The following is a 15,519-nucleotide window of genomic DNA, read 5'->3' on the forward strand; positions in this document are numbered from 1 at the left end:
AGCTGTGGTCCAATCTCTCAAACTCGGCGGTGCCCCGAACGAAGAGTCCGAGGCCGGCATCCGGCGAATCAATCGACTGCCGATCATCATCGTGACCGTACTCGTCATCGCCTTCCTCGGCGTGATCTTCTACGGTCTCACGTCGCGCGGCCTGCTCGTCCGCCAGAATTCCGGCCCGGCCGACGGTTCCGGCAATCCGGCCTCGACCTTTGCGGATCAGCTCAAGCGAGGTGTAGGCGACGCCATCATCGGAGAACCGCAGCAGACGACGACGCTGCAGCCGACACCTGTCGAGACGCAAGGTGAGAAGCGCTCCGTCAATCCGTTCACGCCACAGCCCGGCCACAAGGAAGAAATGCGGCCTGCCCAGGAGCTGGAATCCGAACACGTCTGGCGAGCGCGCCTGCAGCGAGAACAGGAAGAACAATATCTCCGGGAGCGGCATCGCCAGAGGATGGCCCGGCTTCAGGCGAATGACGCCGCCTATGACTCCCCGATCGCGGTCGACCGCGGCAAGTTCGACGGGCGGGGAGGGGACCCGACCGCTGCGGCCACGACGACGAATGGCGTTTCGACCGCGACGACGCCTGGCGCATCCGACCTGTACGCGGCAGCGCTGCGCACTGGTCTCGGCGGCGTCAACGTCGACCCGAACGCCCAGCGCGCCAAGGAGGACTTCTTCAATGCCGACCTCAAGGAACTCGGCTACCTTCCGAACCGTGTAGTCCCGCAGCAGTCGCCTTATGAGCTCAAGCGTGGCTCGGTCATTCCCGCGACGCTGATCACGGGCATCAATTCCGACCTTCCCGGTCGCATCACCGCCCAGGTGAGCCAGAACGTCTATGACTCCGCGACAGGACATCGCCTCCTCATCCCGCAGGGAACGAAGCTGTTCGGGCGCTACGACAGCAAGGTGTCGTTCGGTCAGAGCCGCGTGCTCGTCGTCTGGACGGACATCATCTTCCCGAACGGCTCGACGCTCCAGATCGGCGGTATGGCGGGCTCTGATGCCCAAGGCTACAGCGGCTTCCGCGACAAGGTCGACCGGAAGTGGCTTCAGACCTTCGGCTCAGCCATTCTCATCGCGATGATCGGGACGGGCATGGACATGGCGCTCCCGCAGAGCTCCTCACTCGAAACGCAAGACACGGCCTCGGATGCCGCCAGACGAAACTTCGCCGAGACCTTCGGGCGTGTCGCCGATCGGACGATCCAGCGCAACATGGACGTACAGCCGACGCTCGAGATCCGCGCTGGCTACAAGTTCAATGTGCTGGTCGATCAGGACGTCGTTTTCCCGGGCATCTACAAAGGTTGACGACGGGACGTGAAGGCGGAGCGGCCTCGGTCGAGGTTTGCCTGCCAATTCGACCCTTGACCCGGCCTGAGTGCCATAGGGTTTGGAGAGGCCGGAGACTTCGAACAGCGATGACCATCTTTCCAGAACGATGGCCAGTCATGAAGCCCCGCAACCACCAAGGCGAAACATAGACCTAGGTATCGGCCGGATCGACCAGCTTGGCCAATCGTTGCGACGTTGAGACCGGCAGCCTTCGCATGGGTTGCGATGATAGGCACCTGCAAGTCTTCTGCCAGCGGCGCAACGAAGATAGGCGGCGATGAAGCCGACCGCCGTGCCGATGAAGACGCTGATTGCGGTGACGCCGAAGGCAACAAGCTGGCGCGGATGGAGTAGAAAAGACGCGAGGCACCCCACCGATGAGGCCTTGAAGGGGCGCCTGTTTCGGCCCAGAAGCCGACCGGCTTCCGCCTTCCAAGTACCAGTAACAGACCTCCGCCACGTCTCGCCTTCGCGAGCCGCGCTACGCTCTGCCGAGGGATCGCCGCCGTCGATAACGGAGGCGAGCTTTCCTTTTTGCGAGGTCCCGCGCCACCTCGACCGTCAGGATCCCATATTGACCGATGACGAAGCGCCGCGTTCTGCGCTCTCTGTTGCGGTACTGGATCAGGAATGTCTTGATGCCTGACCGCTTCAACGCGGACACCAAATCCTCCGGCCTCGGTGTCCCAAAAACCCGTCGCGGTGCGGGTCATGCTGCAGTGCGTCAATGATTCTCTTGGTCAATTTCGGCATAGTCACCCTCCTTATGCGCAGAATTCGCGCACGGGCCGATCTGCTTCCCCACGCAGGTGCAGCGTGAGCGGGGGCAGGGGGAAGCAGATGAAAGGAAATTAGGGGGGTTTCTAGCGTACCTCGGGCAGCGGACCTGGTCAGCGCAAGCCCGGACCCATCGTAGTTTCTCGGATTATGGCGTAGAAAGAGCTGCTTTGGCGAAAATGGCCAGATCGAGTTGCAGAAGTTGAACTCCTCGGCACCGCCAGCCTGCATTGTAACGTGCCTGGCGGTACGTTCTAGGGTAGCGTTGAAATCTGATGGGAGGTGGCCGGGTCGAACAGGTCTTCGCGCTGCTTCTGATTTCGATATCGCGTGAACATGTCGAATTCCCCTCATTGTTGCGCCCGGTTCCGCCGGGCTCGGTTCAGCACCCGAACCAGCTCCGCTGACGCTCTGAAACAGCGACCCATCACTCGCGCGATGACCGCGGAGACAGCTCACGGGACCGGAATGGACCCGACTGCGTGGCGGCGGTCTATCCGCATGTTATTTTGGGCACGAGGACTGCGGTGCGCCGAGGCGCGGGACACCTCAGGCGTTGACGTCCACCACAACGCGCATCGCGTCTCCACCGAACTCCTTTGCCAGCCGTTTCGGCCGAGAGAGGGGAGGAAATGGAATTGCGCGCGTTCGCGCATCTGTCATTAGCCTGTGGAAACCTGAAATCGCGAGAGATTGGCAGCCTAGGCATGAACCCAAGCGCAGCCCAGTATCTGTTTCGGGATCGCGCGAAGTCAAAAGGTAGGGCATGGCTTTTCGATTTGTTCATACGGCGGACATTCATCTGGATTCGCCTCTTCGGTCCCTGGCGCTGCGCAAACCGGAACTAGGCGAACTGATTGGCCACGCGACGCGGCGTTCCTTTGTCAATATCGTCGATCTCTGCCTATCCGAGCAGGTCAACGCGCTTCTTCTCGCAGGTGATCTCTATGACGGGGATCAGACCTCCATGAAAACTGCGCGGTTCCTTTCCGAGCAAATCCGGCGACTGGACCAAGCCGGAGTCCGGGTGTTCATCATCCGGGGCAACCACGATGCGTTGTCGAAGATCACCAGAGAACTGACGTACCCGGAAACCGTAAAAGTCTACGGTGGGCGCCCAGAGGCTATCTCGCTCGAATTGGGGGATCGAGCGACCCCTGTGGTTATTCACGGGCTTAGCTTTGCGCAAGCCCAGTGTCCTGAAAGTCTGGTTGGAAAGTACAAGCCACGGGTCGAAGGCGCTGTGAACATCGGTCTCCTGCACACCAGCCTCTCAGGAACATTGGGGCACGATCCCTACGCACCCTGCAACGTCTCGGATCTGGAGGCGACGGAGTTCGACTATTGGGCGCTCGGTCACATTTACAAGCGGTCAATCAGTACCGGACGCTGCACGATCGTGATGCCTGGCATGCCCCAGGGGCGCGACATCAACGAATCCGGTCCGAAATCGGTGAGTCTTATTACGATCGCTGATGACAGAACCGTCCACATTGAGGAGAAGTTCACCAGCATCGCACAGTTCGAGCGCGTCGCGGTCGACCTCGACGGCGTCGCAGATTGGCGTCAGATGGTGACCACGGTTGCAATCGAAGCATCGCCCGAAGCCAAGCCCCCTACAGGTTCCGGATAACACCCATGTGAACGCCATCATGTGGATACGTCGATCGCTATCTGTTGGTTTCATTCACGCTTTGCTTCTTGCAAAAAGAGGAGCCTGGAAATGGCAAATGTAACTCGCGCTCTTTTTATCCTCGATTTCAGAGCGCCCAAAATACATCTGTGGAGTGGTAGTTACGATGCACCATTAGTCCCGATCAACGGTCAGCCGCTTTTGGATCGCCTCATCAACGCATGTTTCGAAAACAGCACTGAAGATGTCATTCTGGTTGAAAACGCTAGAAGTGACGCACTCGATAGGTTTCGCCTACGGTTCGGCACAACTATTCTTTCGTGGGGGGATTTGCCTGACAGCGGCCTCATTGAGAGAGTACGGGATTATGAGGGCGATACTCTCCTGGTATGGGGAACACCGCTTTTCGACAGTGACGTCCTTCACGGAATCGATACGGACAGCGGATTGCGTGGCTCTGCTTGGCGGCCCGACGCACCGACTGGTATTTATCGATTGAGTGCTAATGTTCTACGGAATCTTTTGCTCGAAAGCCACGTGACGGCATCTGACGTTCCACATCAGACCTTTAGCAAGTTAGCCTTGGGTCTGTCCCGGCTGGAGATCGCGTTCCCTGGGGATGAGCTGAATGCTGGCTCCGAACTGCTCAATGTTTGCGACGGCGTCGATGTCTCCATAGCGGAATTTCGGTGTGACAAGGAGAACCTGCCGCGGCGTCTTGAGACCAGCGTCGGAGGATATTGGCGTAAGCCAATCGCTGAGCACATGCTTCTTTGCAACACCCGATTCCCTCCGAAGACTTTTTACGACCGGCTAGCGACGAGGCTCGAAGGCGTATTAACATGCTATCCATCTCAGCAGATTGACATCGCTTCAATTGTTGGCGCGATGACCTCGCAGCAACCGGACTTCATTGCAGTCGGAAACGGGGTCACTGATCTCATACAAGCGCTCTATTCGACGCTGAACCCCGTAATTGCGATTCCCACCCCGACATTCGCCGGCTTTCAAACACCGCTCAATAACGAACGAAAGAAGAACTTCGTGCTCAGTCCGCCCTATTTCGATCTCGATGTTCGAGCTTTCTTTGAATTCGCAATAGCGACAGGCGCAGATACAGCAATCGTTGTAAATCCTAACAATCCGACCGGCCGACTAGTTGATTATGCTGACATGGCATGGTTGGCCGAGGCTCTAGGTTCTCGCGGGCGACGACTGATCGTGGATGAATCGTTTATTGATTTTCCCGCTGACGGCCGTTCAAACAGCGTTGAGAATCTGGTGCCGTCCTTTCACAATCTGATCGTAGTGAAGAGCCTTGGAAAGGTCTTCGGTCTCGGTGGAATCCGGCTCGGCTATCTCATGGCTGGCGATACCGAGCTCATTGCTGCCGTGCGCCGGAAACTGCCGTTGTGGAACATCAACGGTATCGCGGAATACACGCTGTTCCTGCTGCCCGAATTCGCAGAGGAACTGGAGGCCAGTCTAAGGGCATTGCGAGAGGATCGAGAGCACTTCATCCAGGGACTACGGACGGTACCGGGCCTCGACGTCGTGCCTTCGGAAACGAATTTCATCTTATGCCGGCTGCCTGAAAATTCGTTATCCGCTGCCGAACTCAAGCGTCATCTCATTCTCTTCGAATCCGTCCTTGTAAGAGAATGCGGCTACCAAGCCATGAACGATGCAGATCGATATCTTCGGCTAACGGTTCGAAGTCGGGAGGAGAACGAAGAGCTGACAAAAATTCTGCAGCGCACCTTAAGCCACTTAACTACCACCTCTAAGGGCAAATGCTCTGATGTAACATTTGCGCCTCGAACTGATTAGTCTTGTCAAATGCTGCGAGAGGGAAGCATGTCGCTTAGCCACAATCGTCGTAAAAAGCTCTTCGAAATGATTCAGACGAATGGCGAAGGTTAGCACCCGGTGAGGACCGCCTTGTTTGTGAGGACGTGAAGCGCTGTTGTCGTGGTTGATTTTCATGACCACGATGCAAGCAGCGAGGATAGCCACGTGTCCATTCATCGGATGGAGATTGTGAGTGGGACAGGTCGGCGTCGGAGTTGGTCGACGGCGCTGAAGGAGCAGCTTGTCTCAGAAACGCTGGAGCCCGGGGTCACGGTGACCGAGGTGGCGCGCCGCCATGATCTCGATCGGTCGCTGATTTATCGCTGGCGTCGCGCCTTTGGGGTGAGACGCGCTCGTGCGGCCGGGGCCTTTCTGCCGGTTGAAGTCGTCGACGACGCCGCGGCAGCGACAGAATCTTCGCCGCCAAGGATGACCAGTGCTCCTGCGCCGGGCGCGGGGCGGATCGAGATTGAGTTCTCTGATGGCTATCTCGTGCGGGTCGACAATCAGGTCGATGACAACGCTCTTGCCCGTGTTCTGAGGGTTCTGGCGCGCCAAGGATGATTCCGGTCCCGACTGGCGTTCGGGTGTGGCTGGCCACTGGTCACACCGACATGAGGAAGGGCTTTCCGTCACTGGCTCTGCAGGTCCAGGAGGTGCTCAAGCGCGATCCCTTGAGCGGTCATGTGTTCTGCTTCCGCGGCCGCAGGGGTGATCTTTTGAAGGTCATCTGGCACGACGGCCAGGGGGCGTGCCTGTTCACCAAACGACTGGAGCGGGGACGCTTTTTGTGGCCATCGCCGGCCGACGGCGCGGTGACGATCTCGACTGCCCAACTCGCTTATCTGCTCTCCGGGATCGACTGGCGAAATCCGCAGGAAACCTGGCGCCCGACGTCGATGGGATAGCGGTTTTGTCTTTGCGATCGGGGGAGGATGTGATTCGCTCGGGCCTGTGAAATCCGCCCCTGATTCGCTTCCGTCCGACCTTGCTAGCGCCCATGCGATGATCCTCGCCGAGCGGGCCGCGCGCATGGAGGCGGAGGCCGTTGCGGCGCGTGCTCAAGCGGTGAGCTCCTCGACAGAAGCGTTGATCGCATACCTCAAGCTGGAGATCGAGAAGCTGCGGCGCGAACTCTACGGCAGCCGCTCGGAGCGCAAGGAGCGGCTCCTGGCACAGATGGAGCTGCAGCTGGAGGATTTGGAGACCTCAGCCACCGAGGACGAGCTGGCCGCCGAGAAAGCGGCGGCGCAGACGCAGTCGGTCAAATCGTTCGAGCGCAAGCGGCCGTCGCGCAAGCCGTTCCCAGAGCACCTGCCGCGCGAGCGCGTCGTCATCGCCGCGCCCGAAAGCTGTCCCTGCTGCGGATCGGTGAAACTGTCGAAGCTGGGCGAGGACGTGACGGAGACGCTGGAAGTGATCCCGCGCCAGTGGAAGGTGATCCAGACGGTGCGCGAAAAGTTCTCGTGCCGGGAATGTGAGAAGATCACGCAGCCGCCGGCCCCCTTCCACGTAACCCCGCGGGGCTTCGCCGGCCCGAACCTTTTGGCGATGATCCTGTTCGAGAAGTTCGGTCAGCATCAGCCGCTGAACCGGCAGAGCGAACGATACGCCCGCGAGGGCATCGATCTGAGCGTGTCGACGCTGGCCGACCAGGTCGGCGCCTGCGCGTTGGTGCTGCAGCCGCTGCATGCGCTGATCGAGACCCATGTGCTTGCCGCCGAGCGGCTGCATGGCGACGACACCACCGTGCCCATCCTGGCCAAGGGCAATACGGCCACCGGCCACATCTGGACTTATGTCCGTGACGACCGGCCGTTTGGCGGAACCTCGCCGCCGGCCGCGCTCTACTACGCTTCGCGTGATCGACGACAGGATCACCCCGAGCGCCATCTGCAAGACTTCACCGGCATCCTGCAGGCCGACGCCTATAGCGGTTATGTTGCGGCCAGCCATATGTGGTCTTGCTGACCTATTCCCTTTGTCATCTGAGTATTTGGGGCCGATTGACGCAACATAAATGGCGAGTTTGGCTGCCGGACCTTTTCTCGTTTGGAGGTTCGCCATGGATCACTTTTCCTTTTCCAACCAAGCCGCTGATGCCCTATTTCTGGAAGTGCCGTTCGCTGACGAGCGGAACCGCTATTTGCACCACTGCGCCGCACACGGAGCTAGGCCTGAAGTTCTTAGGGTCAAACGCAACGAACTCCTGTGGATCGCGCTACATCTCGGTCCAGAAGCCGCGGCCGGAGTCGGCATGGCGGAGTTGTTACCGATCGCGCAGGCTCGGCAGGATCTTCGCGGTGCGGCTACCGCTGCACGGCGGGTCATCGATATCGGGCGCCCCTGGCTGAAGTTCCTCGGCTGGTGGCGTGAACCCACTGTCATATTGTCATACCAGGGGCAACTCGACCGGTACGTCGCCTGGATGCGTGACGAACGCGGTTTGACACCGTCGACGGTGGAGCAATGGGGGAGCATGACCGGCAGATTCTTACTGTGGTGCGAACAGGCGAACCGTCAGCTCAAGGATTTGAGGGCAGAAGACATCGACAACTATATAGCGACCCAAGGAGCCGGGCGCTGGGGTCGTGTCTCGATTGCACATGTCGCCTCCGCCTTGCGCGCATTTCTGCGATACGCGGCAAAAGAGGCGTGGTGCTCAGACCGCTTGGCGAGGTCAATATCGCGGCCTCGGCTTTATCAGCAAGAGTCTCTGCCATATGCCCCGGATTGGTCTGACGTCCAGAAGATGTTGGCCGCCGTCGACACGGACCGGCCCCGCGACATCCGGGACCGCGCGATCTTACTGCTGCTGGCTGTATATGGTATGCGGCGCGGCGAAGTCGCCGCACTGCAGCTCCACCAAATCGACTGGGCGGGGCGAACTCTTCGGCTTTTCCGCTTAAAGCGACGACAAGCCCAGATCTATCCGCTGGTGCCCTCTGCTGCTGAAGCATTGGCGCGCTACGTTGATACGGTGCGGCCGCCGTCGTCGTGCCAAGAAGTCTTTCTCCGTATGCAGGCGCCTCAACGGGCCTTGAAGGCGGCTAGCATTTATAGCGTCGCCAATCGGCGATTTGTCGCGCTTGGCATTCAAGCGGCGCATCGGGGCGCGCATGCGCTGCGGCATGCCTGTGCAGTTCGCTTGCTTGCTGAGGGGCTGACCATCAAAGAGATCGGCGACCATCTTGGACACCGCAGCACCGCGGCAACAAGTGTCTACGCAAAAGTGAACATGACAGCTCTTCGCGAAGTTGGCGCCTTCGATTTGGGAGACGTCCTATGAAGCTGATCGACGTCATCGATGTCTACCTCGCCCGGCAAAGGTCACTGGGCATGCGCTTCGAGTCTGCCGGCCGCTTGCTCCATCACTTCGGGCGAGCAGTCGGCGATCGACAGATCGGCGAAGTAACCCCAGAATCGGTCATTGATTTCCTCAATGGAGACAAGGGGCCGACCGCGACGTGGGCACTCAAACACAGGGTGCTGAGTGGCCTCTTTAGATTCGCAATAAGCCGCGGATATGCCGATCGCTCGCCTCTGCCGACAGTTCTGCCGAACCTGCCGCCGCAGCAGACGCCGTACGTATATTCGACCGAGGAACTGCGCCGACTACTGGAGGCAACGTCGACTTTGCGAACGGGCTACAGCCAGCATGTACCGGCGATGTACCGTACGATGATCCTGCTCCTCTACGGAACAGGCATGCGGATCGGCGAGGCCCTGCGCTTGACCTTGAAGGATGTCGACCTCGTCGAAGACGTCATCACCATCCATTGCACCAAATTCTTCAAGACTCGGCTGGTTCCAATTGGACCGAAGCTGTCTGGAGAACTGGCCGCGCATCTCGAGCGTCGTGGCTTGCTGCCAATGCCGCAGGGAAAGGCGGCGCCGCTATTCGCGTCGCGCGGCATTCGAGGGTGGACTTATCAGAGTGTCGTCACCATGTTCCAACATGTCCGCCGAGCCGCCGGAATCGAACGCCCGATCGGCGAACTGCGCCCTCCACGTATCCATGATCTTCGCCACACAGCGGCCGTGCACCGTGTCGTCGCATGGTATCATTCCGGCGAGGACGTCCAACGATTGCTCCCGCAACTCGCGACCTTCCTTGGTCACATCGACATCCGATCGACCCAACGTTATCTGCAAATGACGCCTGAACTCCTGGAGGCGGCCAGCCAACGCTTCGCCCAGTATGCGATGGAGGGCAGCCATGAAGAATGAGATGCTCCTGGGACCATGGGTGCGGCGGTTCCTCCTTGAACATCTGGTGGCTGAACGCAATCTGTCCCGAAACACTCAGGCCAGCTACCGCGACACCTTGATGCTCTTGCTTCCGTTTGCCAGCAATCACGCGGCGCGTCCCATTGATCGAATGTCGGTCGAGGATCTGACACCGTCAATCATCCGTCAGTTCCTTGATCACCTGGAACGCGATCGAAAGTGCAGCGGGGTCACTCGAAACCAGAGGCTGGCAACCATACGCTCATTAGCAAGGTTCATTGGCATGCACTCACCGGTCCACATCGCGTGGTCCGGCGAAGTACGAGCGATGCCGTTCAAGAAGACCGCCAAGGCCATGATAGGATATCTCGAGAAGCCAGAGATGGACGCCCTCTTGGCACAGCCGGACCGTCGTACGCCTCTTGGCAATCGCGATTACGCTTTGCTTCTGTTCTTGTACAATAGCGGTGCCCGTGCCGATGAAGCGGCGCAGTTGATCGTCGACAATTTGCAGCTGGGCCGGCAATCGTCGGTGCGACTGCACGGCAAGGGAAACAAGTTCCGATCATGTCCGTTATGGCCAGCCACTGCAACGACCCTATCGAAGCTCGTCGAGGGACGTGGCAAGCGGGATCCGGTCTTCCTGAATCGGATCAACTCGCCATTGACGCGGTTCGGGATCCACAGACTCGTGACCCACTATGCCGAGCTGGCGAGCAAAATAGTGCCGTCGATCGAGACGAAGCGCGTTAGTCCTCACACGATCCGACATACAACTGCAGTCCACCTGCTGCGCGCTGGCGTCGACATCAACACAATCCGTGCCTGGCTTGGCCATGTGTCTCTGGACACGACGCATGTTTACGCCGAAGTCGATATGGAAATGAAGGCCAAGGCGCTGGCTCGGGTCGACATCTCTGACCAACAAACCACGGTCTCCCAGCGCGCGCTACCGTCCCTAATGGCCTTCCTGAAGGCTCTCTAGCGCGGTCGTGAAGTGGAATTTTATGTTGCGGTGCAAGCGTAAGCGGTCAGCCGATAACGTCAGGCCTAAAGTTCCAAGGCATGAGCATTTCGATTTCGGATGCCGGCCAGCCTTGAGCGATGCGGGTCAAGGTCTGCGAGAGCCAGTCGAGCGGATCGACGCTGTTCATTTTGCAGGTTTGCAGCAAGGTGGCTACCGTCGCCCAGGTTCGTCCACCGCCGTGGCTGCCGGCGAATAGACTATTCTTTCGCGTGATCGTCTGGGGCCTGATTGCACGCTCGACGATATTGGAGTCGATTTCGATGCGACCGTCCATCAGAAAGCGTTCCAGCGCCTCCCGCCGGGTGAGCGCGTAGCGGATCGCCTCGGCGGTCTTGGATTTTCCGGAGACCTTGCCCAGTTCCGCTTCCCATAGATCGAAGAGGCTCGCGACAATGGCCACGGACTTTTCCTGACGTAGCGCGGCGCGGCTTCCGGCATCCTTGCCGCGGACCTCGTCCTCGACCTTCCACAATTCGGTCATGGCGATGATCGAATCCGTCGCGGCCTGCGAGACCCCGCTGATGTGCAGGTCGTAGAATTTGCGCCGCAGGTGAGCCCAGCACCCGGCGAGCCGGATTGTTTCATTGCTGCCGGCTTTGGCCCGTGCCTTGACCAGGTTGGTATAGGCCGAGTAGCCATCCACTTGCAGGATACCGCTGAATCCGGCGAGGTGGCGCGCCACGCAATCCGCACCTCTGCTGTCTTCAAAACGATAGGCAACCATTGGCGGACTGGTTCCGCCATAGGGTCGGTCATCCCGTGCGTAGGCCCACAACCAGGCTTTCGTGGTTTTCCCGGAACCAGGGGCAAGGGTGGGCAAGGTCGTCTCGTCGGCGAAGACCCTTTCGCCCTCCTTGATGCGCTCCAGTATGTAATCAGCAAGCATCTGCAGCTCGAAGCCCAGATGCCCCATCCACTGCGCCATCAACGACCGGCTGATCTCGACGCCGTCGCGCAGATAGATCGCCTCCTGCCGATAAAGCGGGAGGCCGTCGGCGTATTTGGAGACGGCGATATAGGCGAGCAGCCGCTCCGTCGGCAGCCCGCTTTCGATGATGTGCGCCGGCGCCAGAGCCTGGACCACGCCGTCACGGCCCCGGAAGGCGTATTTGGGACGGCGCGTGACGATGACCTGGAACTTCGGCGGCACGACGTCCAGCCGCTCGGATCGATCCTCGCCGATCAGAACCTTTTCAAGCCCCTCGCAGTCGGCCGGGATTTCCGGCTCGACGACCTCCTCGATGCGTTCGAGGTGGGCAGCAAAGCCCTTGCGCGGACGCGGGGCGCGCTTCGGCTTGTTCCCGACCGCGCGGTCGAGTTCGCTCCGGATTTCCGAAAGGCCGGTCTCGACCTCTTCGAAGGCAAAGGAGGCCTGCTCGTCGTCGATGGCCAGGCGTAGCCGCTCGGAACGCGTGCCATGTTGCGTGCGCTGTAAAACTTTCAGGATTGACGTGAGATTGGCGATCCGCTCGCTGGCGCTTTTCTCGACAGCTTTCAGCCGGGCGACCTCCGCCTCAGATGCTGCGATCCGAGCGTCGGCGACTGCGATCCGGGCCTCGCTTGCAGCCTGCTCGCGAGCCATGGAAAGGATCATCGCCTTCAGCGCATCAACGTCGTCGGGAAGGGCAAGACCCGGTAGAACCATGGCAAGCAACAGAGCACAAAAACAGCCGCTTTCCCAACCGTTCCAGCCGCATGATTCATCTTGCCGCAGGCCGGTTTCAGCCCGTCGATAACGGCCGCCTGACCCTGGCCGGACGAATCTTTTTCCAGTCCAGTCCGGCCAGAAGCGCCATCAACTGGGCGTGGTCGAGACGCATGCGCGCGGCCGATATCCCCGGCCAGCAGAAGCTGTGATCTTCCAGAGTCTTCGAATAAAGACAAACCCCGCTGCCGTCCCACCACACGATGCGAACCCGGTCCGCACGCTTCGAACGGAATACGTGAAGTGCCCCCGAGAATGGGTCCAGGCCGCCATCCCTGACCAGCGCCATCAAAGATGCCGCGCCCTTGCGGAAGTCGACCGGCTGGCACGACACGTAAACCACCACACCGGAAGCGATCATGCCTTACGAACCGCGCGGATGATCCTCGCCAGGCGATCGGGATCGACATCGCCGCCGGCGCGCACCACTGCGTCGCCAATGACGATTTCCACCGTGTCGCTGCCCACCGCTTCAAAGCGCGTGAACTTCGCCGGCTTGCTCGCTCCCTCCGTCAGTGGCGCAACCATGCCCGACGAAAGCGCCTTGCGGCGCCACGCATAGAGCTGCGAGGGGTCCAGCCCCTCGGAACGCGCAACCGCCGAGACATTGCCCCCTGGCGAGAACGCTTCGGCGACAAGCCGTGCCTTCTCTTCGTCCGACCGATGGCGCGGCTTGCGTCGGGACGGCACAGGCTCCGCCGTCAAAATCTCGAATGTTCGATGATGGCTCATACTGTCGCTCATAGGATTCTCCGCATGATTCATGCTGAAAATGAGCGATCAACCGCCTGCACGCTACGTGGGGACGCCTACGCGCTTACCACATAGGAGCTGAAGACCCGTTTTTGCCGCCTTTGCCGGCCATCGGGGCACTACCGAAATCGCCGACGCGTATACGGAGGAAAACGAATGCAGCACTGGCTGGATAAGCTGACCGATCTCACCGCCGTCGAAGGTGATCAAAGCAACCTCAAGGATGCTCTGGCGGGCCTTGCTGAACAGATCGGCTTTGGCGGCTATGCCTATCTCAACATTCAGCCCGGCCATATGCTTGCGATTTCGAGCTATCATCCAGAATGGCAGTCCGTGTACTTCGAACGAAACTATTCTGCGCTCGATCCGGTTGTAGGACGCGCGAAATCCATGAAGCGGACCTTCACGTGGAGCGGCGAGCAGGAGAGGCCGCGGCTTTCAAAAGCCGAACGCTCGTTCTATGCGCACGCGGCCGATTTCGGGATCCGCTCCGGCATCACCATCCCCGTCAAGACGGCGAACGGTTCGATGTCGATGTTCACCCTGGCCTCGGAGAAGCTGGCGATCCAGCTCGACCGGGAGATCGACGCCGTTGCCGCCGCGACGGCGGTCGCACAGCTCCACGCACGTATCGCCTTCCTGCAGGCGACGCCCAGTGTCGAAGAGGCTGCCTATCTTGACCCCAAGGAAGCGACGTATCTTCGCTGGATCGCCGTCGGCAAAACGATGGAGGAAGTGGCGGATCTGGAGGGCGTCAAATATAACAGCGTGCGCGTCAAGCTTGCTGAGACCAAGAAGCGCTTCAACGTACACACGACGACCCATCTCGCCGCTCTCACCATCCGTAGAAAGCTCATCTGATCTAAAGCTCAGTTCACCGACGCCTTCGGAATATAGCCGAGGACGTTGATCAGCGTGTTCACGACGCTCATCTGCGCGTGCATCTCGATGCTGGCTTCGATATAACAGAGATGCTGAGCGCCACCGGCCGCTTTTCCAAACTTGTAGTCGTCAGGCAACGCTTGGAACAGTTCGTCGGCCTTTTCCACCAGACGCCTGTGGGTTCGAATGGCCTCGATTGTGAGAGCCTTCAGGTCGGCCAAAGGGAGTCCACGCGTGAGCCCGACCACGGGTCGAAGCTCGAATTTTTCTTGCGATGTCGCAATGTCCGATTCCATTCCAGTCCCAGTCTTAGGTTCGTCTGCGGTGCGCCCCGCTGACAACGAACCCTTTGAACTCTAGCCGGGGATTAGAATCCGAGATGAATCGGCCCTTTAGACCCCATGCTCCCTCCGCCCAGGTGCGCGTCACCTGCGGCCGCCAGAATGCGACGGCAGTACGATATTCACTGCCACGACAACAGGAGGGAAATGATGACAACTACCTACTATATCGGACTGGATGCTCCACAAAGACACAATTTCCGCCGCGGTAGCTGACGCCGGCCGGGTGGAGGCGCGTTTCTTCGGGCAGATTGCTAACACGCCGGAGGCCGTCACAAAGCTGGCAGCGAACTGAGCAAGGACAATCCATTGATCGTTTATTTGTGATGGCTCCTATTTTTCACGAGCGCCGATGCCCGACAGGTCGATCCGAATGCCCGCCTTGTTCGGGTCGGTAGAGGCAGCCTTACGCGCAGGATCGGAATCGCCAGCCTCCGTCTTGCCATCAACCCGTTCGGCGGTCTCGCCTTCCCTCGCGGGCGTCGGCTCGACCAGCTTCACTTCTGCAGGGTCCGGCGCCCGAAACACCGCCGTGCCTTCAAAGTAGCCCGTCTGCCAGGCGATGATCGCGTCGTCGAAAACCTGCGGCAGGACCTCTTTGTCGGTTGGGTTGCCGTACCATTTGGTGACGATCCGATAGACCTTGGCGAACAGCGCCGTGCCCATGCGGAGATTGGCGCAGGCATCGACGAGGTCGGGCTTCAGCTCGCCCGCCTCCACGACGCCAAGGCCGGCCGGATATTGCGTGATTCCGACGCGCACGATATTGCGGCCGACATGTTGGCGGATCAGATCCATCGCCTCGTCCGGCGTGGTTGGCTTCGGAACCAGCACGACCCGGTTGCCCGACCGAACGGTGACGGCCAGCGGGTCTTGCGAACCCGCCCGCTCGATGAACGTCTCGACGATCGCGGGCTTCAAAGCCCGATCGGCGCATTGTTGGATGAGGGCGGCATCGACCATGCCGGTTTCTCCTGT

General features: G+C 59.8%; 13 protein-coding genes and 2 pseudogenes. 10 read left to right on the top strand and 5 right to left on the bottom strand.

Annotation, left to right across the window (positions count from 1 at the left end; genetic code table 11):
- Positions 1-4: 4 nt before the first annotated feature.
- The 9 genes and pseudogenes from trbI (at position 5) to JG739_RS31785 (ending at position 10,818) form a co-directional block, all read left to right on the top strand.
- Entirely contained in the window at positions 5-1,318 is a 1,314-nt protein-coding gene (gene trbI / locus JG739_RS31745) for an IncP-type conjugal transfer protein TrbI (protein ID WP_202367765.1), read from the top strand.
- A 1,567-nt stretch (positions 1,319-2,885) separates the two neighbouring features.
- Positions 2,886-3,704: pseudogene (locus JG739_RS31750) on the top strand (metallophosphoesterase family protein); the annotation flags it as partial.
- Between the two features lie 138 nt (positions 3,705-3,842).
- Entirely contained in the window at positions 3,843-5,582 is a 1,740-nt protein-coding gene (locus JG739_RS31755) for a pyridoxal phosphate-dependent aminotransferase (protein WP_202367767.1), read from the top strand.
- 141 nt (positions 5,583-5,723) lie between these two features.
- A complete protein-coding gene (gene tnpA, locus JG739_RS31760; RefSeq protein ID WP_244750011.1) occupies positions 5,724-6,167 on the top strand; it encodes an IS66-like element accessory protein TnpA in 444 nt (147 codons plus the stop codon).
- Positions 6,164-6,511, top strand: a complete 348-nt coding sequence (tnpB, locus tag JG739_RS31765; RefSeq protein ID WP_202367768.1) for an IS66 family insertion sequence element accessory protein TnpB — start codon at positions 6,164-6,166, stop codon at positions 6,509-6,511. The genes tnpA and tnpB (JG739_RS31765) overlap by 4 nt, the downstream gene beginning before the upstream one ends.
- Positions 6,512-6,608: 97 nt before the next feature.
- Positions 6,609-7,544, top strand: a pseudogene (tnpC, locus tag JG739_RS31770) (IS66 family transposase); the annotation flags it as partial.
- A 124-nt stretch (positions 7,545-7,668) separates the two neighbouring features.
- Positions 7,669-8,892 carry a tyrosine-type recombinase/integrase gene (locus tag JG739_RS31775; RefSeq protein WP_202367742.1) on the top strand — a complete coding sequence of 408 codons (1,224 nt, stop codon included), beginning with the start codon at positions 7,669-7,671 and terminating at the stop codon, positions 8,890-8,892.
- Positions 8,889-9,833 (top strand): tyrosine-type recombinase/integrase, encoded by a 945-nt coding sequence (locus tag JG739_RS31780; RefSeq protein WP_202367743.1) that lies wholly within the window; start codon positions 8,889-8,891, stop codon positions 9,831-9,833. The genes JG739_RS31775 and JG739_RS31780 overlap by 4 nt, the downstream gene beginning before the upstream one ends.
- Positions 9,823-10,818: a tyrosine-type recombinase/integrase gene (locus JG739_RS31785; protein WP_202367744.1), complete on the top strand. Its 996-nt coding sequence runs from the start codon at positions 9,823-9,825 to the stop codon at positions 10,816-10,818. The genes JG739_RS31780 and JG739_RS31785 overlap by 11 nt, the downstream gene beginning before the upstream one ends.
- A gap of 46 nt (positions 10,819-10,864) precedes the next feature.
- On the opposite strand, the gene tnpC (JG739_RS31790) is transcribed toward JG739_RS31785, so the two are convergent.
- From tnpC (JG739_RS31790) to JG739_RS31800, 3 genes are all read right to left on the bottom strand, one after another.
- Positions 10,865-12,505, bottom strand: a complete 1,641-nt coding sequence (tnpC, locus tag JG739_RS31790) for an IS66 family transposase (protein ID WP_183445373.1) — start codon at positions 12,503-12,505, stop codon at positions 10,865-10,867.
- 76 nt (positions 12,506-12,581) lie between these two features.
- A complete protein-coding gene (gene tnpB / locus JG739_RS31795; RefSeq protein ID WP_183445374.1) occupies positions 12,582-12,926 on the bottom strand; it encodes an IS66 family insertion sequence element accessory protein TnpB in 345 nt (114 codons plus the stop codon).
- Positions 12,923-13,309, bottom strand: coding sequence for a transposase (locus JG739_RS31800; RefSeq protein WP_183445375.1), 387 nt, complete (start codon positions 13,307-13,309; stop codon positions 12,923-12,925). The genes tnpB (JG739_RS31795) and JG739_RS31800 overlap by 4 nt, the downstream gene beginning before the upstream one ends.
- 165 nt (positions 13,310-13,474) lie before the next feature.
- Here JG739_RS31800 and traR point away from each other — a divergent pair, with 165 nt between their 5' ends.
- On the top strand, positions 13,475-14,179 hold the full coding sequence (traR, locus tag JG739_RS31805) for an autoinducer-binding transcriptional regulator TraR (protein WP_202367769.1): 705 nt from the start codon (positions 13,475-13,477) through the stop codon (positions 14,177-14,179).
- Positions 14,180-14,187: 8 nt separating this feature from the next.
- On the opposite strand, the gene JG739_RS31810 is transcribed toward traR, so the two are convergent.
- Together JG739_RS31810 and JG739_RS31815 are read right to left on the bottom strand one after the other, a co-directional pair.
- A complete protein-coding gene (locus JG739_RS31810; protein WP_202367770.1) occupies positions 14,188-14,496 on the bottom strand; it encodes a transcriptional repressor TraM in 309 nt (102 codons plus the stop codon).
- A 378-nt stretch (positions 14,497-14,874) separates the two neighbouring features.
- A complete protein-coding gene (locus JG739_RS31815) occupies positions 14,875-15,504 on the bottom strand; it encodes a TraH family protein (protein ID WP_202367771.1) in 630 nt (209 codons plus the stop codon).
- Positions 15,505-15,519 lie beyond the last annotated feature (15 nt).

The sequence above is a fragment of the Mesorhizobium sp. L-2-11 genome (assembly GCF_016756595.1).
In the GTDB taxonomy this organism is placed as follows: domain Bacteria; phylum Pseudomonadota; class Alphaproteobacteria; order Rhizobiales; family Rhizobiaceae; genus Mesorhizobium.